The sequence below is a fragment of the Horticoccus luteus genome (assembly GCF_019464535.1).
Taxonomy (GTDB): Bacteria; Verrucomicrobiota; Verrucomicrobiia; order Opitutales; family Opitutaceae; genus Horticoccus; species Horticoccus luteus.
The window spans coordinates 699,342-724,034 of record NZ_CP080507.1 but is presented as its reverse complement, the minus strand read 5'-3'; the positions used below and the strand labels follow the sequence as shown (position 1 = coordinate 724,034).

Sequence of the window (24,693 nt, the reverse complement as noted above, 5' to 3'; positions counted from 1 at the left end):
TCTTCATAAACGCATCACCGGTGGCGGCGCGGCCGATCTCTCCACCGCGCTCGCGAGGGAAAATGCGCAGCCTGCGTTTCCTGGCCTCAGGCCGGCGTCGCCAATGGACCGAGGTTTGGCGCGCGACCCGCATTTCTCTCTATCCGCGGACGGGCCTCACCGGATGCCGGTCCTCTGGAGAGAGACAATTCCCGCCTCGGATAAGGCCCCATTGCAACCCGCCGACGTTGCGCGTAATCTTTGTTCGATGAGCGGCGCGGACAAGATTCACAGCCACCCCCGCCGCCCCGCTCCGATATCCCTGAGCCGCGAAAACACTCAACCTCGTGTCCGTTGTTTTGGAGACCCATTTATGGCCCACAATCCTCTCAACAAAGGTGTTTTAACCGACAACTCCACGGGCATCGGCCCCGTTACCCGCGATTTGATCCACGCGCGCACGCAGGAGCTGGCGAGCATTGCCGGTCGTCCGGTATCACGAGCCGATTACCTGCGCGCAAAACGCGAACTCGCGGACGGATTCGACCGCGATCGGCAGGACGTGATTCTTGAATCCCTCCCCGAGACAATGCGCTGGGATCCCGTGCCCGGCTCTCCCGGCCACCAAGCGCTCGAAACTGTGAACGAGGGCGAAGACAGCGAGGGACGCAGCGAGACCGAGCAGCTCGTGGACGAAGGCGCCATCGAGGCGGAGCGGGATAAAATGTTTCAAGCGGCCCAAGCGGCGAAGGCGAACGACAACGACGAGGCGTGAGCACCCCGGCCCGAATCCGGCCCATCCCCACCGCTGCAGATCAAGTCCCGTGAAGCTCAGTCCCCTCGCCGGCCACCCGGCGCCGTCCGCGATTTTGGTCGATGTGCCGCATCTCGTGGCCGCTTACCATAGCGGCGCGCCCGATCCGACGATCCCGGCGCAACGCGTTGCCTTTGGCACGTCCGGCCACCGCGGCTCATCGTTGGATCTTTCGTTCAACGAAGCCCACATCCTGGCGATCACGGACGCCATCTGCCTCCACCGCGCTCAACATGGCATCGACGGCCCGCTCTTCCTCGGCATCGACACCCACGCGTTGTCCGCGCCTGCGGGTGCGACGGCGCTTGAGGTGCTCGCTGCGCGCGGCGTCGACGTCATGCTGCCCGAGAACGACACCTATACGCCCACGCCGGTTATTTCGCACGCGATCCTGACCTACAACCGCGGACGAAACAGCGGGCTCGCCGACGGCATCGTCATCACTCCCTCACACAACCCCCCGCGCGACGGCGGCTTCAAATATAATCCGCCCAACGGCGGCCCCGCCGACAAAACGATCACCGCGTGGATTGAACGCCAAGCGAACGCGCTCCTCGAAAGCGGCGTCTCCGCCGTGCCGCGCATTCCCCACGCACGCGCCCTGACCGCCGCCACGACGCATCGGCACGACTATCTCAATACCTACGTCCAAGACCTCGACGCAGTCGTCGATCTGGATCTCCTTCGCGCCGCAAAGCTTCGGCTGGGCGTCGATCCGCTCGGCGGCGCCGGCGTCCACTACTGGGCGCGGATTGCGGAGCGCCACCAACTCGATCTCACGGTCGTCAACGACGTCGTTGATCCCACCTTCCGGTTCATGACGGTAGATTGGGACGGCCAGATTCGGATGGACCCTTCGTCGCCGTATGCGATGGCGCGGCTCATCGGCATGAAAGACCGCTTCGACCTGTCGTTCGCGTGCGATACGGACCATGACCGGCACGGCATCGTCACGCCGAGCGACGGGCTTCTCCCGCCCAATCACTACCTCGCCGTCGCCATCTCCCAACTATTTAAAACTCGTCCCGAGTGGAGCGCGCAAGCAGCCGTCGGCAAAACCGTCGTCAGCAGCGCGATGATCGACCGCGTCACTGCCCAGCTCGGTCGAAAACTTTACGAGGTCCCCGTCGGATTCAAGTGGTTCGTGGACGGTCTGCTCGACGGCGCGCTCGGGTTTGTCGGCGAAGAGAGTGCGGGCGCCGCGTTTCTCCGGCGCGATGGCTCGGTGTGGACGACCGACAAGGATGGCTTCATCCCGTGTTTGCTCGCCGCCGAGATCACCGCACGGACCGGACAAAATCCGGGCGAACTATATCGCGGCCTGACGCGGGAGTTCGGCGAGCCCGTTTACGATCGTGTGGAGGCAGCCGCAACGCCGTCACAGAAAGCGGCGCTGGCGAACCTGTCGGCGGAGCAAATCACGCTCACCGAACTCGCGGGCGAAAAAATCGCGAGCGTACAGACTCACGCGCCGGGCAACCACGCCGCGCTCGGTGGCGTCAAAGTGCAGACCGCGCAGGGCTGGTTCGCCGCGCGACCCTCCGGCACCGAAGACATCTACAAAATTTACGCCGAGAGCTTCCGCGACCGAGCCCATTTGAAACAAATTCTCCACGAGGCCCAGACGATCGTCGACGCCGCGCTTAAAATGTAACCTCAACCCACGCGTCCGAACGATTGCGTCGCCCGACCGCCAACAAAGCGGGCGGTGTTTGCACAGAGGATTCGCCTCGCGTCCGCGCCGTTTCGCACCGCGCCGAACGCGCGAACCGCGCGCGATCCCAAAGCTCATCGAGATCGCGCGGAGCGGAGCGAGCATCGCCGCGGGCAACTTGGGCCCGACCCACTACTTTGCGGCACCGCTCGCGTTCACCGGCGTCAACTGATCGTTCTCCACCGTGAACGTGACTTCCCAACCCTCGCCCACCGTGCCACCAATGAGCGCTCGCGCTAATTTGGTCTCGATATGGCGCTGGAGAAAGCGCTTCAACGGACGCGCGCCAAAGACGGGATCGTAACCTTTCTCGGCCACCCACTCACGGGCCTTGGCATCGAGCTTCACTGTAACGCGCTGCTCCGCGAGACGATGGTTCAAGTCGGCCATCAAGAGATCCACGATGCTCGTGATTTCCTCGAGCGTGAGCGGCTTGAAGAGAATCGTCTCGTCGATGCGATTAAGGAATTCCGGACGGAACGATTTCCGGAGCTCCGCCATCACGCTCTCGCGCACCGTTTCCGGAATCGTGTCGCCGGTCACGCCTTCCAGCAGGTAGCGCGAGCCGATGTTCGAGGTCATGATGATGATCGTGTTCTTGAAGTCCACGGTCCGGCCCTGCGAATCGGTGATGCGTCCGTCGTCCAACACCTGCAGCAACACGTTGAAGACATCCGGATGCGCCTTCTCGATCTCGTCGAAGAGCACGACGGCATACGGCTTCCGCCGCACCGCTTCGGTCAGTTGCCCGCCTTCGTCGTAACCCACGTAGCCGGGAGGCGCGCCGAGCAACCGCGACACGCTGTGCTTCTCCATGTATTCGGACATGTCGATGCGCACCGTCGCCGCCTCGGTATCGAACAATGTTTCCGCCAGCGTCTTCGCGAGCTCGGTCTTGCCGACGCCCGTCGGTCCGAGAAAGAGAAAACTTCCCACCGGCCGCCGCGGGTCCTTGATGCCGCTGCGCGCGCGTAAAATCGCCTCGGTCACGAGCGTGACGGCCTCATCCTGACCGATCACGCGTTCGTGCAGCACATCTTCGAGTCGAAGAAGTTTTTCCTTTTCGCCTTCCACCAACCGCGTCAACGGCACGCCCGTCCACTTCGCCACGACTTCCGCGATTTCTTCCTGCGAAACCTCTTCCTTGAACAACGTCGTGCTGTTGCCCGCCTGTTCGAGCTTTTGGAGCTCCGCTTCCATCTGCGGGATCCGGCCATGCCGCAGCTCGGCGACTTTATTCAAATCGTAAGCGCGCTCCGCCTTTTCCATTTCCAAGCGGGATTGCTCCAACGTTTCCCGCAGCTTGCGCACGCGGTCGACGGAGGCCTTCTCTTTTTCCCACTGCATCTTCAGGCCCTGGCTTTTCTCCCGGGCATCCGCGAGTTCCTTCCGGAGCACCTCCAGCCGGCGCGCCGACGCGTCGTCCTTTTCCTTCACCAAGGCCGCCTCTTCAATTTCGAGCTGCAGCACGCGGCGGGTGAGCACGTCCAGTTCCTGCGGCATCGAATCCATTTCCGTGCGGATCATCGCGCACGCCTCGTCCACGAGATCGATCGCCTTGTCCGGCAAAAACCGCTCGGTGATGTAACGGTTCGAGAGCACGACCGCGCTCACCAACGCGTTGTCCTGAATGCGCACGCCATGGTGCAGCTCGAAGCGCTCGCGCAAGCCGCGCAAAATCGAAATCGCGTCCTCCACGGTCGGCTGGTCGACGACCACCGGCTGAAACCGCCGCTCCAACGCCGCATCCTTCTCAATATACTTGCGGTATTCGTCGAGCGTGGTCGCGCCGATGCAATGGAGTTCACCGCGCGCCAGCATCGGCTTCAGCATGTTGCCCGCGTCCATCGCACCGTCCGTCTTTCCCGCGCCGACGATCATGTGCAGCTCGTCGATGAAGAGCAGGATGCGCCCGTCGCTTTGCTTGATTTCCTGCAACACCGCTTTCAGCCGCTCCTCGAACTCGCCCCGATATTTCGCCCCGGCCACGAGGGCGCCCATATCGAGCGCGAAGACCGTTTTGTCCTTCAATCCTTCCGGCACGTCGCCGCGCAAAATGCGTTGCGCCAGGCCCTCGACGATCGCCGTCTTGCCCACGCCTGGTTCACCGATGAGCACGGGATTGTTCTTCGTCTTGCGTGAGAGGATGCGGATCGCGCGGCGGATTTCATCATCGCGCCCGATCACCGGATCGATCTTCCCCTTGCGCGCCTGCGCCACCAGATCGACGCCATATTTTTCCAACGCCTGGTAAGTCGCCTCGGGATTGTCGCTCGTCACCCGCTGGTTGCCGCGCATCTCCCGCAAAACTTTGAGCGCCGCCCCACGGTCGAGACCGAAACTCTTGAACAGTTTCGCCATCGCGTCCGGCTTGCCGACATCGAGCAGACCGAGGAACAGGTGCTCCACCGAAACGAATTCATCCTTGAGCTTGCCCGCTTCGTCTTCCGCCCGCGTGAGCACTTCATTCACGGCCTGCGTCACGTAGATTTTCGACGTGTCGACGCTGCCCGACACCTTGGGCAGCCGCTCGAGCTCACGATCGACCGCCAACTGCACCGCACTCGCCGTGATATTCAGCTTTTCAATCAAACCGGGCACGAGCCCGTTTTCCTGCGCGAGCAGAGCGCTCAGCAGATGCCACGTGTCGACTTCGTTATTCTGGTGACGACGAGCGATGTTCTGCGCGTCCGTGACCGCTTGGCGCGACATTTGAGTAAGCTTGGCGGAATCCATGGTAAGTCTCCTATGCAGGCTTCATTCCAGACCGCATCCGAGGGCGTTTGCGCCCTCCGTCGAAGCGAAAAGACGCACCCTGCGCCACCACGCCGCACCGACGCGCCAAAATGCCGCGCTGGCTCCGCTCTCCTTCTCGGCGGCCGCTCGTGTGGAACTCGGCCGCACCGGGCGTCACTGATCGATTTCGTAAACCTCGACAATGCCCACGCCCGGCTGAGCGGGCTGGTCCGGCAACCGCTCAAACGGTTTCACGACCACCGTGTAGGCGCCTGGGACGAGATCCAGCAACACCGCGGGCTCGCGGCGGTTCAACGGCATGAGCCCCGTCGCGACAATCGCCTCCTCGGCATGCGTGCTGATCACGTCCTGCGCGTCCGCGCTCCAGTCGTCATTGTTCAACAACAACTGGCCGCCGCCGTCGTAAAGCGAGAGATACGGGTCGTTCAACGCATTCGCGACCCCGTAGCTTTCCAGTGTGGGCCCGAGCACCCGAATGAGCACGCGTTTCGCGCGGCCCGCCGATCCATGAATGACGAATCCCCCAATCATCGGCCGCGCCGTTTCGACGTAACCGCGCGTGGAAAGATTTATTAATTTCCCCACCGCCCCATCGAGTTCGTAAGCCTCAACCAGCGCCTCGCCGTGGCTCTCGCCTGTGACGTTCACGGTGTAACCACCGGCCGGCAGGTCGACGAGCAACGCCGCATCGCGGCTTCCGTTCGGCAGCGCAAACGCGCCCACGGTTTGACTCGCCGTCACCACGTCCGAGGCCGCCGCCGGCAGCGTTTGCAATCCCCAGTCGTCGTTCGCGGCCACCGTCCCGGCGACGCCGAGTTGGTGAATCGTGAGCGAAGGATTCGTTTCTGCATCCGTCACGCCAAAGACGGGTGCAGCCAGCGTCGGACCGATCGCCCGAAGCAGGATCCGTTTGCTGTCGGCCCCGGCGACCACGAAGCCGCCGATCAATTGTTGTTCTCCGTCCCCGACATACGCGCGGGTGGAAACATTCACGAGAGAGCCGAGCGAAGGATTTTGCTGCTGCAACCGAAACTGCGAAACCTCGAACGCTGTTTGCGAGATCGTGCCGGCATTATCCGATTCACCCGGCAAGCCGTGCGCGATCCCGAGCGGCACCGCGATCGGCGCGGGCGCGTTGATATTCGGATTCGAATAGAATCCCACGCCGGACCCGGGCGCATACGCCATGATCGTGCGGTATTGCTTCGAGTTCGCCCCGTAGAATCGATAACCGTAACTGTAGCTGAACGCCCCCGCGTGATCGGCGTTTTCACGATCATGCGCGCAACCGAAATTATGCCCGAGTTCATGCGGCACCACGTCGGAACTGCCGATGTAATCGTATTGGACGACCGAGAACGCGAAATCAGCATTGTCGTTATCACCCGCCGTCTGGAGCAGATAGCCGAGTCCGCTGCTGCTGGCATCCGCCCGCCGCAACGCGAGGCACACCAAGTCGGCGCCGGCCTCGTTTCGCCAGTCATGAATCTCGTCCATCTGTCCGTCGCCGGGCGCTCGCAGGGCTGCGAGGGCATCGCTCTGCACCTTGCTCGACGCGCTCGCCGTCTCGTTATAAGCGACCTGCGCCACACGCACTAACTCGACGCGCGCGTTCACATGACTGAATGCCATCGCGTCGTTCACCTTCTGGATTCCAATGTCGAACACGCCCTGCACGACCGACGGGGTGACAGTGCTCGTCAGCACCGCCTGTGAATACAGCATCATCACCTGCACGACCGGCGTATCAACGGCGCTGCCCTCGGGAAAATGAGTTTCCCCTCCCTCCCCCAAAACGTCGTTCGCCCCTCCGGCGGCGGCGGCGGTCGGCCGCCGCGAGGCCCGTGGCATGCCCGCCGCGATCAGCGGTCGCGGCAACGGATCGCCGCCGCACGCGGGGATGAGGCCCTCGTCGACTTCGAAGAACTGCGTCGTGCCATCAGCGTATTGCCGCAGGGTGAACGTTCCGAGTTCGGGGTCGCGCACCGAAGCCTGCATAATGCCGTCCACCGAAGCGAAGATGACGCGACTGCCTTCGCGCCCCTCGATGGCTCCCGTTGCTACGAAGTGCTGTGCGCCCCGCATGCGGGCGGGATCGAGCTGCACGGATAGTTGCCGCCCATCGGGCAGCGGAATCGTGAGCCTCCGCTCGGCCGGGCCTTTCCAAAAGGGCGCTTGCTTGCCACGCACCATCGCCGGATTGAGCTCCACGTAACGGAGCCATTTCGCCGGGGCGGGATCTTCCTTTTCCAACTGCGCAGCGTTGGACGGCGCCGCCGTATAGGCAAACAAGGCGCGTGCACCAAACCCGGCCGCTCCGTTCTTCGCTAGCGATGGAGTGATCTTGTGTGGTGCGACCTCGGCCACGGGCTGACTCGGCGCACGAACAGCCCATCCGTTTCGCAGAACTGATCGTGGCACCACGCTCATCCCGATCACCGCGACGAGGAACAGAACGATCAGCCACAGGAAACGGGAAACGCGACGCATGGTTTGAGGGGCTGGTCCTCAGTTTTTCCGTTCAGACCCCGATGGCAATCGCAAGCATCGTGCGCGTTCACTCGCCCAGCACGGTGACGACGAACGTTCGTCGATGAGGATGCCGCCGGTGCTCCCACAAGAAAATTCCCTGCCACGTGCCCAGCAATAGTTTCCCGTCGCAAAACGGAATCGATTCCCCACTGCGGGTGAGGGCCATCTTGATGTGGCTCGGCATGTCATCCGGGCCCTCGGCCGTGTGCTCGAAATTCGGATCGGCCGCGGGCACCAGCCGGTCGAACCAGCCTTCGAGATCGCGGCGCGCACTCGGATCGGCGTTCTCCATCATCACGAGGCTGCAGCTCGTGTGCGGACAAAACACTTGCACGATACCCTGCGAGAGTCCGCTGCGCGCCAATTCGCCCGCGACCTCTTCCGTGATCTCATGCAGCCCGGCCCGATGCGTGGACCGCGTGCGCGTCGCTTGGAAAACGGCCATGGCAAAAATAAAAACACGCCGCGCGTCAGCTGTTCAAGACTCTCACGCCGCGCCTCACGCGTGCGATTTTGCCGCCGGCTTCGTCATACTCCGAGGGTCCAAGGCCCGGTCGAGCGTCGCCGCATCGAGGAGTTTCTTTTCCAGCACGATTTCCCGCAGCGTGCGGCCCGTGGCAAAAGCTTCCTTCGCCACCGCCGCCGCCTGATCGTAGCCGATGAAAGGATTGAGCGCCGTCACCAACATCAGCGAACGGCCCACCAACTCACGACAACGCGCTTCATCCGCCTCCAAGCCCACCACGCAGCGTTCGGTGAAAACGCGCACCGCGTTTGCGAGACAATGAATCGCCTCGTGCAGGCAATGCGCGATCAAAGGCAGCGTGACGTTGAGTTCAAAGTGTCCGTCGCGGCCGCACTGCACGACCGTCTGCGTCAGCCCATGCGTATAAAGGCCGACCTGCACGAGCATCTCGCTCATCACCGGATTAACCTTTCCTGGCATGATCGACGAACCCGGCTGCGTCGCGGGCAAGCGCAATTCCGCCAGCCCCGCCCGCGGGCCCGAGCCCAGCAGGCGGATGTCGTTCGCAATCTTCGTCATCGCCGTCGCGACCGCCGCGAGTTGGCCCGCGACCTCGACGCAATCGTCGCGTCCGCCTTGGGCCTCGAAATGGTTGCGCGCTTCGCGAAAGGAGATCCCCGTCTCCGCGCTCAGGATGGCGCACACCCTGCGGGCAAAATCAGGATGGCAATTCAAGCCCGTGCCGACGGCCGTGCCGCCAATCGCCAGCTCTGCCAGTGCGGCGATGGCGCGCTCCACGCGCTCCCCCGCTTTGCGAGCCTGCATCGCATAGCCGGAAAATTCCTGCCCCAGCGTCAACGGCGTCGCGTCCATCAAATGCGTGCGGCCGATCTTCACGATGTCGTCAAAGGCTCGCGCTTTGTCTTCGAGCGCCGCCGTCAGCGCGCCCAATGCGGGAGCGAGCTTCGTCTGCAACGCGATCGCTATGCTCACGTGCAGCGTCGTGGGGATGACGTCGTTCGATGACTGGCCGAGGTTAACGTCGTCATTGGGATGCAACGGCGTTTTAGCTCCGGCGCCGTCCGCAAGCTGCACGGCCCGATGAGCGATCACCTCGTTGGCGTTCATGTTGGTCGAAGTCGCCGAGCCCGTCTGGAAGACGTCGATCGGAAACTGCGCATCATGCCGACCGTCCGCGATTTCGCGCGCCACTTTTTGGACCAGCGCGCTTTTCGCGGCGGAGAGCAGGCCGAGCTCCTCGTTGGCGCGCGCGCAGGCGAGTTTAACGAGACCCAACGCGTGCAGAAACGGCGCGGGCAGCGGATGGCCGCTGATGGGAAAATTCAGAACCGCCCGTTGCGTGGAGGCGCCATAAAGCGCGGTTTCAGGCACGGCCATTTCGCCCATGGAATCTCGTTCGGTTCGCATGCAGAGACCTTACCGTTCACCGGCCGGAAAGCAAAAGCCCCGCACGCGGCGGGGCTTGGGTGAATAAAGGCTGAACGGGGGCTCAGAACTTGATCGAGACGCTGCGCCCATCCGCTTCGAAGCGATGCACAGAATCATAGAGGCGATCTTCAAGACGGCTGTTGATCCGTTCGTGCGTGGTGTCGTCGCTTGATAACGACGCCGTAGCATACATCGGTGACGCGGGCAGTGAACCGGCGAGAAGCCGCGCCCGTCGCGCATCGCTGGGCTTCGAAATCCGGGCCAGCGGGTCCATGCGCCTGCCCGACGCGGAGGAGGTGCGTGCCGACATATCCATTGGGCCGGCGAGCGTCTCCGCCAATTCAGGATCGATCACCTGCGCGGCCGCCAAGTTGGCGGCGATGGAGCGGGCCGACGGAGAATCCAACGCCGGTGCCGGCGAATCGAGGAGCGGCACCACATGCGCCACATCGCCCAAGGACGGCATTCTCGCCGGTTGATCGATATCCAACGCATGCGTCACCGCGGCGGCCGACGGCGTATCTTGAGCAACCTTCTCCGTTGGTGCGATGAAGCTGCGATGCGTGGCAATTTCGTCGTCCACGCTCGCGGTATGAGCCACCACGGGCGCAATGCCCGTGCCGACATTGACCACGTTGTATTGGCGCACCGCCAAAAAAGTCAGCGCGAGAATCGCCGTGGCACCTACCGGCAACTGCAGATGCGCAAAACGCACCCAGCCGCGGAGCATCGGCGCCCACCACGGCCGCCGCACCAAAATGGCCGCGAGCTGCTTTTGGCGGAGATCGCGCTCGAATTGCGTCCAAAACTCCGCAGACGGGCGTTCTGCCCGCTTCAAGCGCAGCAAATCCTCCAAAGTAACCGAACGTTCATGGGGGATTTTCATTGGCGCATATAAGGTTGTAATTCCGCCTGCAGCAACTGCTTGGCGTAATGCAGGCGGGAGCGAACGGTGCCGACCGAGCAGTTCATGACTTCCGCAATCTCTTGGTGGCCTAAGCCATCGATCTCGAACAAAGTAATCACAGTGCGATGCTTGATAGACAATTTCTGCATCGCCTCGTTCAATTTTTGCTGAAGCTCATGCACGAATGTTTCCCTATCCGCTCCCGTCGCGTCCGTTAACGCCGCAATTACCTCGGCGGATGTGCGTTGCTCTTCATCGAGCCGGTCGAAGCTGAAAAACGACCGCAAACGGCTTTTCCTCAGATGTGTCAGCGCCGAATTTACGCCGATCCGATACAGCCACGTAAAAAACGACGACTGCCCTTGGAAACGGTGGATCGATTGAAACGCCTTGATGAACGTGTCTTGGGTCAGGTCAGCCGCATCCTCCCGGTTCGACGTCATGTGGTAAATGACGCCATACACCCGCTCCCGATATTTGCGGATGAGTTCGTCGAACTCCGCCACGTTCCCCTTCTGCACGCGCTGCACCACCGCCCAATCGGCGTCGGCCTCGTGCTGACGCTCCGGCGTCGCCACGAAGGTCTTACCGAGTGCCTTGCTCACGCTCATGCGGATGCAATCCAATCCTCCGCACCGAAAGGCGCAAACTGAATCTCATCCCGGAGGCGCGTCATGAGGTGTTTTCCTAAAGTTTCACGCGCGCACCGGACACCTGACGCCGCACCCACCCTCGGCACGTCAACGCGCGCATCAGGTGCCCTCGCTCCCTCCTGCCAGTTCTTCCGCCAATCAGGCCGCCCGCGCGCGTAGCGCCGTCACCTGCGATTGAAGCAAGTCGCTGAGCTTCAACAGCAGTGGCACCGGCGGAAGCATTCGCCACGGCGCCAGACTGGCCGCCGCTGCCGCCAGTTCAGTCTCCAATTCCGCCGTCACGACACCAAAAACTCCCGTCTCGCGCATCTGACGCAAGCGCAGCAGCGATTGGGGCGCCGCCTCGCCGCTAATCTCCGCCGCGAGCGCCGCGCGGTCCTCCGCTGGAAGCCGGTCCATCAACGCCAGCAGTGGCAACGTCAGTTTCCCACTCGCCAGATCGGTTCCGAGGGTTTTGCCGATGCGCTGCTCTTCGCCAAAAAAGTCCACGAGATCGTCGTAAATTTGGTAAGCGATGCCCAGATGCCGGCCGAAACGCGCCGCCGCCTCGACAAACGCGTCCTCGTGCCGCGCGAGCTTGGCCCCGAGTTGGCAGGAGAGCCGAAACAGCTCTGCCGTCTTCAAATCGATCACGCGAAAATAGTCCGCGCGCGTGATGTTCGTCGTGCCCCGCCGCAGCGTCTGCACGATTTCCCCCGCGCAGACCTTGCGCGTGGAGTTGGCGACATCGTGGCAGATATCGGGGGTGGGATATTTCGCCGCGAGGGTCAGGGAATGCGCAAAAAGCGCGTCGCCCAGCAACACGGCCGCCGAAGCGCCAAATTCCCGCGCCGCTGTCCGTCGATTGCGCCGCAGGTCCGCACCATCCATGATGTCGTCGTGCACCAGCGTCGCCAGATGCACGAGTTCCACAACCGCCGCCGCCCGCACCAATTGATCGTCGGGCACGCCATCGCGCCAGCCGCTCAGGAAGACCAGCGCCGGCCGGAGACGCTTGCCCGACGTGTCGATGCAGTAATCCACCATCGCCTGGATCTCCGGTTCAAACGCCGTGAGTTGGTCCCGCAAACAGGCATCGAGCTCGCGCATGTGTTCGCGCAAAATACCAAACACCGCTTCAAACCCCGCCGCGGCGGCAGGTTCGTGCGGCGCCACACCGGTTCCGGGAGTTGGGCGGGCCTCAGGCATGCGACCTAGCAAACGGGACTAGGCAGGCGCTCGTCAATGGACTAACGAATCCCCTGCCACCATGAGCAACAACCCTGTCGTCCTCCTCGTCATGATCGCGATGTCTGTCTTGATCGCGCGCTTTTGGTGGCAGGACTACCGCGCGCAAACCGCCGGCCAGGCTCGCCCTGGCGCGCTGCCGGGCGCCCGGCCCACGTCTCTTCGCGCCGTCACGATCGCCTGCGCCGGCGTGCTGGTGATCCTGGCCGCCGAAACGTGGGGGGAACAACGCCTCGGGCTCGCCGCGCAGCAAAGCCACATGACGATCCTTTTCGCGCTCTACACGCTTTGTGCGCCGATCATCGAGGAGTTGGTGTTTCGCGGCTACCTCGTGGTGGAAAACCGCGGCCGCACCGTCATGTGGCTCGCCGCGTTCGGCGCATCGCTGCTGTTCGCCGCGCTCCACCCTTTCCTCTGGCAATGGGATGAACACGGCTTCGCCTTCACCCTTGGCGCGAAAGGCTGGTTCAGCGCCGCGGCCGTGTTTGTCACGTCGTTGTGGCTCTACGCTGCGCGCCTCGCGGCGTGGAACCGCACGCGCTCGCTCGTGCCCTGCGTCGCTGCGCACTTCGCCAAAAACGCCGGCGTCTTCGCCATCAAAGCGTGCGCCGGTTTCGTCGCGGGCTGGTGGTAACGCGAGGCGGCGGCGCACCGTCCGCGATGCGCCCGCCGTTTCCTGCGCCCACCGCGTTTACGGCACTTCGTAGACTTCGATCAGCGCGATGCCCGTTGCGCCCGCGACGCCCGTGAGATTCGCCGTGTAAACGCCGGGCGGCAGCCGCAGCAGAATCGCCGCGTCCTTGCTGCCCGCGTCAAACGGCGCCGCCCGAGCCTTCGCCGTCGCGTCCACGATGAGCGCGGAGTCGTTCCCCACCTCCCAGTCGTCGTTTTCGCGCACCAAGGTGGGCGCGGCCGGGGGATTCGTGCGGTAGAGCGAGATTTTGGGGTTCGCGAGCACACCCGCGACACCGAATTGCGCGAGCCAAGGCCCGGCCCCGCGAATCAGCACCTTCTTCGGCGCATGGCCGGAAATCACGAAGCCCGCGATCAAGCCTTCATCTCCGCCCGCGCCGACCTGTCCGCGCGTGGAGAGGTTGACGATTTTCTTCGCCGAAAATGAGGCGGGCGTATCGACGTCGTAAACCTCCACAAGCGCGATCCCCGCGGTGCCTGAGCCGCTGCTCACCTGCGCCGTATAAACGCCGGGGGCGAGCGTCGTCAGCACGGCGGAATCGAATGCCGTGGTGAAAGGAAACGCGCCCACCAGATTCGCCGCTGCCGCGATGTCGCCCTGCGTGGCCGCGCCCACCCCGACCGGCGTGGCCCAATCGTCGTTGGAGGCCACCGCTGCTCCCGCCTGATTGAACAGAGCGACCGAGGGATTCGCGACTTGCCCCGCCAGACCCAGTGACGGGCCTGCGGCGCGCACGAGCATGCGCTTCGGTGTCGTGCCTTCCACGACGAAGCCCGCAATCAGCACTTTATCGCCCGCACTCGCGAGTCCGCGCGTCGAGACGTTGAGCAGCGCGCCATCACTCAAACTGGAGCCCGAAGCGATCGCGCCGGTGAACGCGCCACCCGAACTGCCGGTGAGCGTGCCCGTGAGGAAACCTGTCGCCGGATCGGCGGTGCCGCTCAGCGTATTGCCCGCAGCGGTCGTCACCCGGAATGCGCCGGTTCCGTCCACCGTGCCGGCGCCCGCGTCCGTGAAAGTGCCATTGGCGACATAAACCTCGATCGAGCCGTCGGGCGCGACGATAGCCGCCACCTGGCTTGCAGGCGCGCCGGTGAGATTGCCCGTGTAGTAACCGGATGCCACGGCGCTTCCGGCCGCCGGGACGGTCGGGGCGATGAAGACCAAGCCGGCGTTGCCGCCCAGCGTGGCGGTCGCCGCGCCCTCGGTCGCCTGCCCGGCAAAAGCTTTGCCGCCCAGCATCGCGTCGAATCCGCCCGTGCTGTTCAATGTGACTGCCGGTAGGAAATACGTTTTCGCCGGCCCACTGCTCGACTGGCCGATCAACGCCGCATGCTTTCCACCGATGTTGATCATCATGAACGTGCCCTGCTCCGCTGATCCGTAGATGCCTTTATAGACGACGTCCGGCGCCGTGCTGCCCGGACTCACGACCATGATATTAACGTCAGCCGACGTCGTGGTGATCCCGGCGTTGTCCGTTGCGACCGCGTTGAGGCGATACAAGCCCGCTGACGACGGCGTCCAAGGCGTGCTGTAAGGTGCCGCCGCCCCCGTGGCGAGCAGCGCTCCGTTGACGTAAAACTTGACTGAGGTGACAGAGCCATCGGCGTCCGCCGCCTGAGCCGTAATCGTGGTGGCCGTGCCCTGCGCCAACGTGCTGCCGTCGCTCGGCGCCGTCACGCGCACCGTCGGCGCTTGGTTTGCCACGACCGTAAGGCTGGCGCTCGCCGACAGCGCGACATTGCTCGAATTATCCGTCGCCTCCGCCACGAGCGTATAAGCACCCGCCGAACCGGGTGTCCACGCGACCGTAAATGGCGCCGTCGTCGCCCGCCCGACTTCGATATTGTTCGCCAGAAAACGCACCAGCACGACGGTGCCGTCGGCGTCATTCGCAGTGGCGGTGAGATTTACCGGCATCCCGCTGACGGCGCTCGAACCCGAAGTGGGTGTCGTCAACGCCACGACCGGGGCCGCGTTGGTGCCAACGGTCACCGTGACCGGGCTGGATGTCGCCTGATTGCCGATGTTGTCCGTCGCGCGGGCGACCAGCGTGTAAGTGCCCGGAGTCGAAGGCGTCCAGCTCACGTTGTAAGGCGAAGCAGTGATGGCCTCGCCGAGCGGCTGGCCGTTCACGTAAAACTGCACGCGCGCCACGCTGATGTCATCCGTGGCGGACGCGGTCACGTTTGTAATCGTCCCGGCGGTGACGACCGCGTTGTTGGCGGGACTTGTGATCGCGACCGTCGGCAATCCCGGGCCGGGATCGATGACGGACACCGTCACTGGGGCGCTGATCGTGGTGTTGCCGTCGTTGTCGGTGACTTTGACGTCGATCGCGTAAGTGCCGAGATTCGTCGGCGTCCACAACGTGTAGTAAGGATATGCGTTCAGGGTGGCATACACCTGGCCGTTCACCCGGAAGATAACCGACGTGATATTGCCGTCGGGATCGGAAGCCGTGGCACCAAGCGTGACCGGAGCGGCGACCGGCAAGGTTGTGCTGGCCGTGGGCGTAATCAACGCAGCCACCGGAGGCTGGCCGACGACCGTCGAGCCCGTCCCGCTGCCGCCTTCCGTGACGTTGACCTGAATCTCCGCAGAGGTGGCGGTTACTCCGCTCACGTCGCTGGCGACCGCCCTCAAGGGCGTGGGCACCAAGACCAGGTTGCCGTTGGCATCCATGATTTTCTTCTGCACTGGAGTGAAGGTGATCGTGCCGGACCCGCCGGCGGTCATGATGGTCGTTTCGCCAACGTATTTGTCGTCGGCGAAAAGCTGCACGTTCACCGGATAACCATTCGTGCTCGTCGCGGTCACCGTCACCTGTGTTACGGCACCACCAGCGACCGTGCCTAGACTGGCCGGCGAGGTGATTGCGACGCTTAGCGGCGTGACGAGACTTACCGCGAGCGACGATGTCTTGGCTCCCACCAGATCAGTTGCGACCGCTTTGACAATGTGCATACCGGCAAGCGTTGGAGTCCACGAAACGGTATAGGGCATCTGCGTCGCCACTCCGATGGAAACGCCATCAACAAAAAACTCCACGTTGCTGACCGGAACGCTGCCCGCTGTGACTGTCGCTGTGATGTCGTGAGTCTTGTTGACAAGGGCGGTCGCTCCGTTCGTCGGCGCCGTGATCGCAATCGAAGTCGCCGCGGGCGTTGCCGTGACGATATGCGGCGCGCTGGTGGTGATATTGCCTAGATTATCCGTCGCTTGTGCTGTGAGCACATAAACGCCAGGGGACGGCGGCGTGAAGGAGACAAAATAGGGGTATTCCGTAACGGCATCACCGACGGTCATGTTATTCGCAAAAAAACGGACACGGGAGATCGAACCTGTGGTCGAGTTCGCGTTCGCTAAGAGCATCACGGGGACATTAATAGACAGTATGGCACCATTCGCAGGCGTGGCCATGGCTACCGTCGGGGCCACACCTGACGTGATCGTGATGGCCACCGGAGTTGAGGTGGCCGTGTTACCGTTGGTATCTCGCACCTTCGCAACGACACTGTAGTTGCCAGCCGCAGCAGGGAGCCAATTTTGCGAAAAGAAAGGCGACCCGCTGCCCTGAAGAGCGACAGGCGCGAGCAGTTCATCACCTTGCGTGACGTTGACATCGTTGACGAAGAATGAAACGCCGGCCACGAGGCCGCTGCCCACGGTTACATTGGCAACCAGAGCGGTAGGAGTGCCGAGCACGTAGGTGGCGCCGCCATTGGGAGAGACCACGTCGATGCGCGGCAATGCGACGACGCTGACCGGAACCGAGACAAGTGCTGACTGACCGCCCAGACTATCCGTCGCAATAGCTGAGAGTGTATAGGTGCCTGTGGCAGCCGGCGTCCAAGGCATCGTATAGGGCGCCAGCGTGTCGACCCCGACCGAAGCCCCGTTAATAAAAAACTCCACTTGCGTAACGGAAGTGCCGGCGACCGGCGTCGCGGTAGCGACCAGTGTTTGCAGGGTATTGACAGTAACGCTCGTCGGAGGAGTGAACGCGAGCGAGGGCTTGGGCACGACCACTGTCGCAGAGATCGGCGCACTCGTGACGGTATGTCCATTTGTGTCCGTCACGGCGGCGGTCAACGCGTAAGTTCCCAGTGTCAATGGCGTCCACTGGATCGTGTAAGGCGCGCTCGTGGCGACCCCAAGGAGGTTACCGTTCAAGAAGAATTGCACGGACGCAACGCTCGCGGAACCCCCATTAGCGCTGGCCGTAATGTTCTGTGTCCCGCCCAGCGCGACGCTCGCGCCGTCCGCAGGAGCGACCAGCGTAACGCTTGGCGCCGAACCAGCCACGACCGTGACGACTTGATCGGGCGAAGTCGTTTGGAGGCCGTGATTGTCTTTGGCGACCGCAGTGAGGGCGTAGGTGCCGGGTGTGACTGGCGTCCAGCTTACGGCATACGGATAATTGTTCACGTTGCCGATCGGAGCTCCATTGGCGAAGAACTGTACGGAAACGATGTTGCCATTGGCTACCGCCGCGTCCGCCGACACGGTATGCGCGCTGTTAACAAAGATGGTCGGCACGGAGGATGGAGCCGTAATGACCACGACCGCTGAAGCCGGCGGCGTCGCGGTGACGGTGATGACGTTCGTCGCCGAAGTGGTTTGGTTGCCCACGTTATCGCTCGCCACCGCTTTGATCGCGTAGGTGCCGGGTGAGGCGGGCAGCCAGGAGGTGGCATACGGAAACGCGGTGATCGGCAACCCTTGCGGCTGACCGTTCACGTAGAATTGCACCCCCGAAATCGCGACATCGTCCGTCGCGCTCGCAATCAGCGTCTGCGGTGCGTTGACCGCGATCGAGGCGAGGTTGGCCGGACTCGTCACCACGACCGTCGGCGCGCTGGCGCTGGGGTCGACCACGCTGACGCTCACTGTGCTGCTCGTGACGGAGTTGCCGTCGTTGTCGGTCGCCGCGGCGGTGATGGCGTACGCGCCCAAGCTGACGGGCGTCCAGGAAAGGGAGTAGGGATAGGTGTTCACCGTGCCGACCGAGGTGCCGTTCACGAAAAACTGCACGGACACGATGTTGCCATCGGTGTCGGTCGCGTTGGCCGCCAAGGTGTGCGGCACGTTGACGGCGAGTGGCGTGGCGGCGACGGGCGCGGTGACGCTGACCGTCGGCGCATTGCCAATGACGGTGCCGCCGCCACTGCCGCCGCCGGCCGTCACGTTGACCGTGATGGCACTCGAAATTGTCGCGAGGCCGACATTGTTCGTCGCCAGCGCGGTGATGCTGGAGGGAATCGGCGTGCCGTCGGACGATGTTTTCTGCGACAACGTCGTCGTGATCGTGTAGGTCGATCCCGCGCTCGGGGTGCTGACCACGCCCACAAATTCACTGTCCACGAAAAATTGCACGGAGGTGATCGCATGGCCGCCTGGATCCGTGGCGGTCGCGCTGACCTGCACGGGCGTGCCGCTGGTCAGGGTGCTGTTCGCCGTCGGCGCGGAAATGGTCACGGTCGGCGGGGCCGCGATCGTGACTGTCGTCGGGGTCGGCGTGGCGCCACCGCCGACGCCGGCGCTCGAAGCCACGACGTTATTCTTGTCGTCATAGGTCAACGCCACGAGGTGATACGTGCCCACGACCTGCGGCGTCCACGTGAACTTATATGGATAAGTGGTCTTCGTATCCGACAGCACGCCGTCGATATACAGTTCCACTTTGCTCACGAAACCACTGCTGCTGTTGGCGTCGACCACGACCGCGAGCGGCGAGGTCGCGGAGGGAACCGCGATGACGGCTCCATCTTCGGGCGTGCTGATGACGCTCGTCGGCGGGGCCGGAATGGGTGTCACGGTGGTGAGCGTGATGGCCGGGCTGGTGCTCAACATTGCCCCATTGTTGTCGGTGGCGACGGCGGTGATGCTGTAGCTCGTGCCGCCAGCGCCTTGGGGCGTGTAGATCAACGAGTAGGGATAGGTCGTATCCGCCGCGCCGATCGCCACGCCGTTGGCATAAAATTGCACCTGTTTCACGAAACCCTGGGCGCCGGTGGCGTCGGCTTTCAAAACCACGGAGGATCCCGCGGGGACGAGCGTGCCGTCGACTGGGCTGTTCACCGTCGTGCCGGTCGCGAAGTAGCGAACCGGCAGCGACGTGGCGGTGCTGGTGCCGTCATCGATTTTGACGGTGATGAAATACGCACCCGGTGCCGGTGGCGTCCACTCGACGATAAACGTGCTGGGCGGGTTGATGGCGGTTTGCGAAGTGCCGATATGCACGCCGTTCACGTAAGCTGAATAAGTGAAGCTCGTGATCATCGAGGTGCCGAGGCCCTGCGCCTCGATTTCGATCGGCGTGCCGGCGGGTCCCGAGCGTTCGTTGGCTGGCGCGGTCGGCACGCCATTCACGCCAATGCCGATGATCGTGACGTTGATCGGGGACTGCGATTGAGCGAAGCCAGTCAGCGCGAGGGCCGCCGACAGCGCTGCGCCGCAGAGAAGTTTCCACCAAGGTTTCATGGTCACACCTTCGGTTGAGAGTGAAAGAGATCCGGGACGGCCGTTCATTGCTGCTGCTTGGCTTTCTTCGCCGCCTTTGCCTCGGCTGGTGTCATCGTTTTCACGAATGGATCCGCGCCGTCGCGATAGCCCGGCAGGTCTTCCCGCTTCATTTCCAACTGCCGCACTTGCTGCGAGCTGAACACTTCTTCAACGGGCGCACCGTCAGCACTGATCGTTTTCGCGGTGATGAAGATGATGAGATTGCTCGTCGTCACATCCTTGCTGTCCGAGCGGAAAAGCCGCCCGACGAGCGGGATCGAGCCGAGGACGGGCACTTTCGTCTGGCCGGTGTTGGCGTTCTGCGTGAGCAGGCCGCCGATGCCCATCGTGTAACCGTCTTTCAGCGAGACCTGCGTGGTCGCGCGGCGCGTGGCGATGATCGGAATCTCCGTGCCACTCGCACCACCGAAGACCACGCTGCCGTTGGGCTGACTGACTTCGGGGGAAAGACTGAGTTTGATGAAGCCGCGTCCGTTGACCTGCGGGGTGACTTTGAGCAGCACGCCGATCGGTTTGAAGGTAAACCCGCTGACTTCGAAGGTGCCCTTCTGCTCGCTGTAGGAATAATTCGGAATCGGCCGCTCCTCACCGACGTTGATGGACGCTTCGGTGTTATTGAGCGTGACGATCGTGGGGTTCGAAACGATCTTCGTGGTGTTCAAGCTCTGCAACGCGCTCAGCACGAGTTTGAATTGGTCGGCCGAAAACACCGCCGACAGCGCGCGGTCGGTGGCGCCGGTGTTGGTGAGCGACTGGAGGACATTGAAGGTGTCGTTGACCGCGCCGGTGGTGCCCGTGGTGGTCGTCGTCGTGGTGCTGCCCGTCAGGCCTGTGTTGAGGCTGGTGGTGCCGGTGGACGTCACGATGCCCCCCGTTGAAGTAACGGTGTTCGTGGTCGTGGCGCCGTTGGACTGGCCGTTCGTGCCGGTGGAACTGCTGCTGTTATTGGTGCCGCTGGTCGTCGCGGTATTGCCCGAGTTGCCATTTTGCGTGCTCTGGCCGCGGCTGCGCGAGACGTTGCCAAACGCGCCATTTTCCCCCGCGCCGCCCGCCGTGATGTTGTAGCCGGCCAGCGAAGCCCAGTTGACGCCGATGTTCTTGATGTCGCGGTCGGTCACCTCGACGAACTTCGACTCGATCATCACCTGATCAGTCGCCCGATCGAGTTGCTCCAAGATCGGCCGGATGCGATTCATGCGCGACGGCCGCTCGGTGATGACGAGACTGTTGCTGCGGGCATCGACCACGATGCGGCCGCCGGCGGCGGCGTCGATCAGCGGCGACACGGACGCGAGCAGGTCGGACGCCCGGGCGTAGTTGAGCATGAACACCTCGGTCGCGACCGGCTCCTGCTGAAGGGAATCAAGCGAGATGATTTTGATGATGTTGCCATCCTCCACGTAGGTGAAATTCACCGGTGCGAGCACAACTTGGAAAATCTGGCGCCACGACACGTCGCGAAGCTTGATCGAAGTCTTCCCCTGCAACGTATCGGGGATCACGACGTTCAATTCGAACAGATCGGCGACGTTGCGCAGGATGTCACGAATCTCGGTATCGGGAAAATCGACGGACAGCGTATCGTGGCCGGCTGCGTCGCGGGATTTCACGGCGGGGGTGGCCGCCGCGGTTTCCTTGATCGTGACCGTTTCGACGGGGTGCGCCGACGCCGGGATGACTTTGACCGGCACGGGCGCGGGCGCAGGCGTCACCACCACCGGGGTCACCGGGGTGGCCGCAGGCGTCGCCGGCTGCGCCGAGAGCGACAAGGCAGTCAGGGCAAGGAGAGTCGTAAGGAGCGGACGTGAGCTCATGGAGTATGGCCGGGGTTCAGGGAACGCGTGATTTCGTCGCGATTTAGCCGGAGCGAGTAGCCGGCCGAATCGATCGCGGTGATTTCCACGTCGTAGTCGGTTTTATCGAGAGTAACGATCAGATGATCGCCGACCTTCAGGCGCTTCTGGCCGAAGATGAGCAGCGATTCGCCGTTGATGATCACGAGGCCCGAGGGCCGGATGCGCGCCGCGATCTTTTCCAGCACCTGCCGATCCGTCACGGGAGCGGCCGGTTCGCCGGCGGCCGGCGCGGCCGTCGGACGGCGTTCGGAGGGATCCGGCAGGTCGAAGCCGGGCGGGTTAAACGGTTGCGGCAGATCCACCGCCAGCGGTTCGACTTTGGGCGGTTGCGCCAGTCGTCGCGCCAGCTCAATCACGGGGGCCCGGTCAGCCGGGGGCGGGACATCAGCGCGCGCGGCGCCGAACGCCGTGCGCGCGGCGAGGGCGATCAGCAAAAGAAGAGTCCAGCGTATCCTCATGGCAATCCGAGCAGTTCGACGTTGAGGCTGAGCGTGACGAACGAGCCTTTGTCGAGAGACTCCGGCGGACTCGTGACGGTCGCGGCGACGATGCGCGAAAATGGCGCGCCGTTCTCCACCTTGCGCACAAACTCAAGCACCTGATCATAGCTCCCGCGCAATCCCACCGTGAAACCGATCGGCTGAAACAACGGCTTCGGCCCCTTGACCGCTGGCAACTCCGCTCCCGTTTGCTTCAAGTCGATCAGTTTGGCGCCGGTTTCGGATTCGAGCCGGTAAAAATATTGGAGGTTATCCGCGAGGTTCGCTGCACGAATCAGCCGGCCTTCGACCGCATTCATCGCCTCGCTCAACGCCGCCGATTGCTCCGTGAGCTGCGTCGAATTTTTGATGTTCGCCTCCAGCCGCTCGCCTTCCTGCGTCTTTTGCTCCAGATCCGCCGTCAGCGCCTCACTGTCGCCTTGGCGAAAATAAAGGAGTGCCGCGCAACCAATCGAAACGGCGATGGCGAGAGTGGCGACGGGATGCTTTTTCAGCGCCGCCAGCAGTTGGGGTCCGGTGAGTGCCATGTTATTTCTTGGCCACAGGCTTGGAGGTGCCCTTCCCGGCCAACACGATTTCCACGAGCAGCCGGCCCGTGACTGCGTGCCGCGCCACACTGGTCAGGGTGACGCTTTCAAACAGCGGTCCCAACTCCGCATCGGTGCGCAACCGCTCCACGTAAGCTGACGCGTACCCGCTCGCCGCATCGGGCGAACCTCGAACCGTGCCCCGCAGCGACAAACTGCCGTCGCGCCAAGTCACGGCATCGAGGGCCATCGTCGCCGGCAGCGTCGCCCCCAATCGCAACATCAACGGCGAAAACGCCGGTTTCGATTTTACGAACGCGTCGATCTCCCGCAGCCGCGCCTCATCCGTTTGAAACTTTTTATAGAGCGCCACCGCGCGCGCACTCGCGACCCGGTTCCGGTGGATTTGCGCGTCCCACGCCTCGATCCGGCTGCGCAAGTCCCGCAAATGGTATTCGTTGAACGCCACCCACAACAAGAGCGCCGTCATCACCACGATCGCAGCGCCGTTCACGAGAAACGCCGTGCGCACGACTTTCACGTCCGGCAGACGTTCGTAGTCGCGGAAATTCGGGTGCCACGCCGGCACCATGGGCGCAGTCGCCGCCTTAGGCTTTCGCTGGAGAATTTTCCGCATGGGCGCCTTCAAATCGTGCCATTAATCCGAACAACCCCAACCAACGCGTATCCGTGACCGTCGCGCGCAACGTCTCCGGCAACACGATCCGCCGCGACTGCAGCCACGGCTCAAACTCAACCGTCAGCACCGTCACGCCCAGCGCGTTGGCCACGGCGTCCTGCAACCACGCCAGCACCGGCGGCAGCTGTGTGCAGACCAACTGCCCGACGGACTGGCCGGTCTGCACTTCGTAAAACCCGATCGAAGCCTGTAATTCCTTCAGCAGCTTCTTAATCAACGCCGGTCCGAGGCCGCTGAAATCAAATGCGCCCGAGTAAAACAGCTTCGCCGCGGCCTCCTCGTCCTTCAGACCCAATTCCTTTTGCACGATCGGGACCATCGACTGCAGTCCGCTCCCGATCGGCCGCGCCGCCTCGAGGCCGTTCGCGCTCACGATAAACGAGTTCGTCATCTCCGCGCCAAATTCCAGCAAGAGCGTGGGCGACTTCGAATGGGCAAACGTCAACACGTCCGTCAATGCGCCGATCGCGGCCACCGCCCCCAGCTCCAGCCGCTCCGGATAAATGCCCGCCGCCAGCAGCGCTTCCTGCGTGGTGGCGATGTCATCGTGCCGCAATCCGCACACCGTCACCTCTTTGCCGGTGGCTTTCGCGACATCATAGTCGCTGCCGTCGTTGGCGTTAAGCACCGCCAGCACGTAATCCTTCGGTTCGATGCGCAACTGCGTCGCGCATGCCTCTTCCAGATAGCCAGGCTCCTTCACACGCTTTAACTCCAAGGTCGCCCGTCGGATCACCTGCCGTTCCGGGTGCACGCCGCAGACCGCGTGCAAGTAGCCGCTGGGCGCCTTCTTCGGTTGCAATTCCCCCAGCGCCGCCGCCATCGCTGCGGCATCGTCCGCCGCACAGCTCCGCAACGCCTCGATCGTCACAGGCGATTCAGTCGGATTCGACGTCCGGGCGAGCAACACCTGATCGGCGTTCCGCGCGACAAAATAGCCTTTGGGCTTGGTGGCGAAGAGCATGAAAACACCGTCGGACCTGCGGCCTCGACGCCATGCCTTGCGGCAAAAAGCAGCAAAACGATGGCAACAAAAGCTCGGTCAAGCGGGGTCTTCACGCTCGTCACCGCCCTCGAATCGCGCAAGACTAAACCCGGTAGCCCCCCGGTGCCCCACCGGCTTTTCACTCATTCTTTAAGACCGCCTCGCGTCGGGCCTCGCAGTCACAAAAAACCCGCCGCGTGGAGGCGGCGGGTGCGGTCAAAGCGCAAAATGTTGAGCGCTCGCAGACGCGGTCACTTCTGCCACGTGCGCTTCTTGTGGCGGTTCGACTTAAGCCGCTTCCGGCGCTTGTGTTTCGACATCTTAAGACGCCGCTTCTTTTTCAGATTGCCCATGTTTTAAGTAAATGAATGCCGGAAACCGTGCGGAGCCCGGCGCCGGCTG

17 protein-coding genes are annotated in these 24,693 nt (G+C 63.1%); 3 read left to right on the top strand and 14 right to left on the bottom strand.

Features of this window, described 5'->3' with window-relative positions; all coding sequences use genetic code 11:
• Positions 1–352: 352 nt before the first annotated feature.
• Positions 353–754: a hypothetical protein gene (locus K0B96_RS02875; RefSeq protein ID WP_220163645.1), complete on the top strand. Its 402-nt coding sequence runs from the start codon at positions 353–355 to the stop codon at positions 752–754.
• Between the two features lie 49 nt (positions 755–803).
• A complete protein-coding gene (gene pgm, locus K0B96_RS02870; RefSeq protein WP_220163643.1) occupies positions 804–2,447 on the top strand; it encodes a phosphoglucomutase (alpha-D-glucose-1,6-bisphosphate-dependent) in 1,644 nt (547 codons plus the stop codon).
• Positions 2,448–2,639: 192 nt separating this feature from the next.
• Here the strand turns inward: pgm and clpB are convergent, their stop codons facing one another.
• The 7 genes from clpB to K0B96_RS02835 all read right to left on the bottom strand — a co-directional run bounded on the left by clpB (position 2,640) and on the right by K0B96_RS02835 (position 12,459).
• The gene (gene clpB / locus K0B96_RS02865; protein WP_220163641.1) at positions 2,640–5,243 is read right to left on the bottom strand and encodes an ATP-dependent chaperone ClpB; all 2,604 of its coding nucleotides are present in this window, start codon (positions 5,241–5,243) and stop codon (positions 2,640–2,642) included.
• Between the two features lie 174 nt (positions 5,244–5,417).
• On the bottom strand, positions 5,418–7,556 hold the full coding sequence (locus K0B96_RS02860) for a M12 family metallo-peptidase (protein ID WP_220163639.1): 2,139 nt from the start codon (positions 7,554–7,556) through the stop codon (positions 5,418–5,420).
• A gap of 265 nt (positions 7,557–7,821) precedes the next feature.
• Positions 7,822–8,241, bottom strand: a complete 420-nt coding sequence (locus tag K0B96_RS02855; RefSeq protein ID WP_220163637.1) for a secondary thiamine-phosphate synthase enzyme YjbQ — start codon at positions 8,239–8,241, stop codon at positions 7,822–7,824.
• A 54-nt stretch (positions 8,242–8,295) separates the two neighbouring features.
• A complete protein-coding gene (locus tag K0B96_RS02850) occupies positions 8,296–9,690 on the bottom strand; it encodes a class II fumarate hydratase (protein ID WP_220163635.1) in 1,395 nt (464 codons plus the stop codon).
• A gap of 82 nt (positions 9,691–9,772) precedes the next feature.
• Positions 9,773–10,597: a hypothetical protein gene (locus K0B96_RS02845; protein WP_220163633.1), complete on the bottom strand. Its 825-nt coding sequence runs from the start codon at positions 10,595–10,597 to the stop codon at positions 9,773–9,775.
• Positions 10,594–11,229 (bottom strand): sigma-70 family RNA polymerase sigma factor, encoded by a 636-nt coding sequence (locus K0B96_RS02840; protein ID WP_220163631.1) that lies wholly within the window; start codon positions 11,227–11,229, stop codon positions 10,594–10,596. The genes K0B96_RS02845 and K0B96_RS02840 overlap by 4 nt, the downstream gene beginning before the upstream one ends.
• A 180-nt stretch (positions 11,230–11,409) precedes the next feature.
• Positions 11,410–12,459 (bottom strand): polyprenyl synthetase family protein, encoded by a 1,050-nt coding sequence (locus K0B96_RS02835; protein ID WP_220163629.1) that lies wholly within the window; start codon positions 12,457–12,459, stop codon positions 11,410–11,412.
• A gap of 61 nt (positions 12,460–12,520) precedes the next feature.
• On the opposite strand from K0B96_RS02835, the gene K0B96_RS02830 reads away from it, so the two are divergent.
• Complete coding sequence (locus K0B96_RS02830; protein ID WP_220163627.1) at positions 12,521–13,132, top strand: CPBP family intramembrane glutamic endopeptidase; 612 nt, start codon at positions 12,521–12,523, stop codon at positions 13,130–13,132.
• A gap of 57 nt (positions 13,133–13,189) precedes the next feature.
• On the opposite strand, the gene K0B96_RS02825 is transcribed toward K0B96_RS02830, so the two are convergent.
• From K0B96_RS02825 to K0B96_RS02795, 7 genes are all read right to left on the bottom strand, one after another.
• Positions 13,190–19,681, bottom strand: a complete 6,492-nt coding sequence (locus K0B96_RS02825) for an Ig-like domain-containing protein (protein WP_220163625.1) — start codon at positions 19,679–19,681, stop codon at positions 13,190–13,192.
• A 44-nt stretch (positions 19,682–19,725) separates the two neighbouring features.
• Entirely contained in the window at positions 19,726–21,537 is a 1,812-nt protein-coding gene (locus K0B96_RS02820) for a secretin N-terminal domain-containing protein (protein WP_220163624.1), read from the bottom strand.
• A complete protein-coding gene (locus tag K0B96_RS02815) occupies positions 21,534–22,037 on the bottom strand; it encodes a hypothetical protein (RefSeq protein WP_220163622.1) in 504 nt (167 codons plus the stop codon). Before K0B96_RS02815 ends, K0B96_RS02820 begins: the two co-directional genes overlap by 4 nt.
• A complete protein-coding gene (locus K0B96_RS02810) occupies positions 22,034–22,606 on the bottom strand; it encodes a hypothetical protein (protein ID WP_220163620.1) in 573 nt (190 codons plus the stop codon). Before K0B96_RS02810 ends, K0B96_RS02815 begins: the two co-directional genes overlap by 4 nt.
• A gap of 1 nt (position 22,607) precedes the next feature.
• Positions 22,608–23,243, bottom strand: coding sequence for a hypothetical protein (locus tag K0B96_RS02805; RefSeq protein ID WP_220163618.1), 636 nt, complete (start codon positions 23,241–23,243; stop codon positions 22,608–22,610).
• Positions 23,215–24,270 (bottom strand): DUF1727 domain-containing protein, encoded by a 1,056-nt coding sequence (locus tag K0B96_RS02800; protein WP_220163616.1) that lies wholly within the window; start codon positions 24,268–24,270, stop codon positions 23,215–23,217. Before K0B96_RS02800 ends, K0B96_RS02805 begins: the two co-directional genes overlap by 29 nt.
• Positions 24,271–24,542: 272 nt before the next feature.
• Positions 24,543–24,644, bottom strand: a complete 102-nt coding sequence (locus tag K0B96_RS02795) for an AURKAIP1/COX24 domain-containing protein (protein WP_220163614.1) — start codon at positions 24,642–24,644, stop codon at positions 24,543–24,545.
• Between the last annotated feature and the right edge of the window lie 49 nt (positions 24,645–24,693).

Bases quoted from the DNA above. Each gene is read 5' to 3' on its own strand.
- K0B96_RS02835 (WP_220163629.1), bottom strand. From the start codon at position 12,459: ATGCCTGAGGCCCGCCCAACTCCCGGAACCGGTGTGGCGCCGCACGAA.
- K0B96_RS02795 (WP_220163614.1), bottom strand. From the start codon at position 24,644: ATGGGCAATCTGAAAAAGAAGCGGCGTCTTAAGATGTCGAAACACAAG.
- K0B96_RS02845 (WP_220163633.1), bottom strand. From the start codon at position 10,597: ATGAAAATCCCCCATGAACGTTCGGTTACTTTGGAGGATTTGCTGCGC.
- K0B96_RS02810 (WP_220163620.1), bottom strand. From the start codon at position 22,606: ATGGCACTCACCGGACCCCAACTGCTGGCGGCGCTGAAAAAGCATCCC.
- K0B96_RS02820 (WP_220163624.1), bottom strand. From the start codon at position 21,537: ATGAGCTCACGTCCGCTCCTTACGACTCTCCTTGCCCTGACTGCCTTG.
- K0B96_RS02830 (WP_220163627.1), top strand. From the start codon at position 12,521: ATGAGCAACAACCCTGTCGTCCTCCTCGTCATGATCGCGATGTCTGTC.
- K0B96_RS02825 (WP_220163625.1), bottom strand. From the start codon at position 19,681: ATGAAACCTTGGTGGAAACTTCTCTGCGGCGCAGCGCTGTCGGCGGCC.
- K0B96_RS02815 (WP_220163622.1), bottom strand. From the start codon at position 22,037: ATGAGGATACGCTGGACTCTTCTTTTGCTGATCGCCCTCGCCGCGCGC.
- K0B96_RS02855 (WP_220163637.1), bottom strand. From the start codon at position 8,241: ATGGCCGTTTTCCAAGCGACGCGCACGCGGTCCACGCATCGGGCCGGG.
- K0B96_RS02840 (WP_220163631.1), bottom strand. From the start codon at position 11,229: ATGAGCGTGAGCAAGGCACTCGGTAAGACCTTCGTGGCGACGCCGGAG.
- K0B96_RS02800 (WP_220163616.1), bottom strand. From the start codon at position 24,270: ATGCTCTTCGCCACCAAGCCCAAAGGCTATTTTGTCGCGCGGAACGCC.
- clpB (WP_220163641.1), bottom strand. From the start codon at position 5,243: ATGGATTCCGCCAAGCTTACTCAAATGTCGCGCCAAGCGGTCACGGAC.
- K0B96_RS02850 (WP_220163635.1), bottom strand. From the start codon at position 9,690: ATGCGAACCGAACGAGATTCCATGGGCGAAATGGCCGTGCCTGAAACC.
- K0B96_RS02805 (WP_220163618.1), bottom strand. From the start codon at position 23,243: ATGCGGAAAATTCTCCAGCGAAAGCCTAAGGCGGCGACTGCGCCCATG.
- K0B96_RS02875 (WP_220163645.1), top strand. From the start codon at position 353: ATGGCCCACAATCCTCTCAACAAAGGTGTTTTAACCGACAACTCCACG.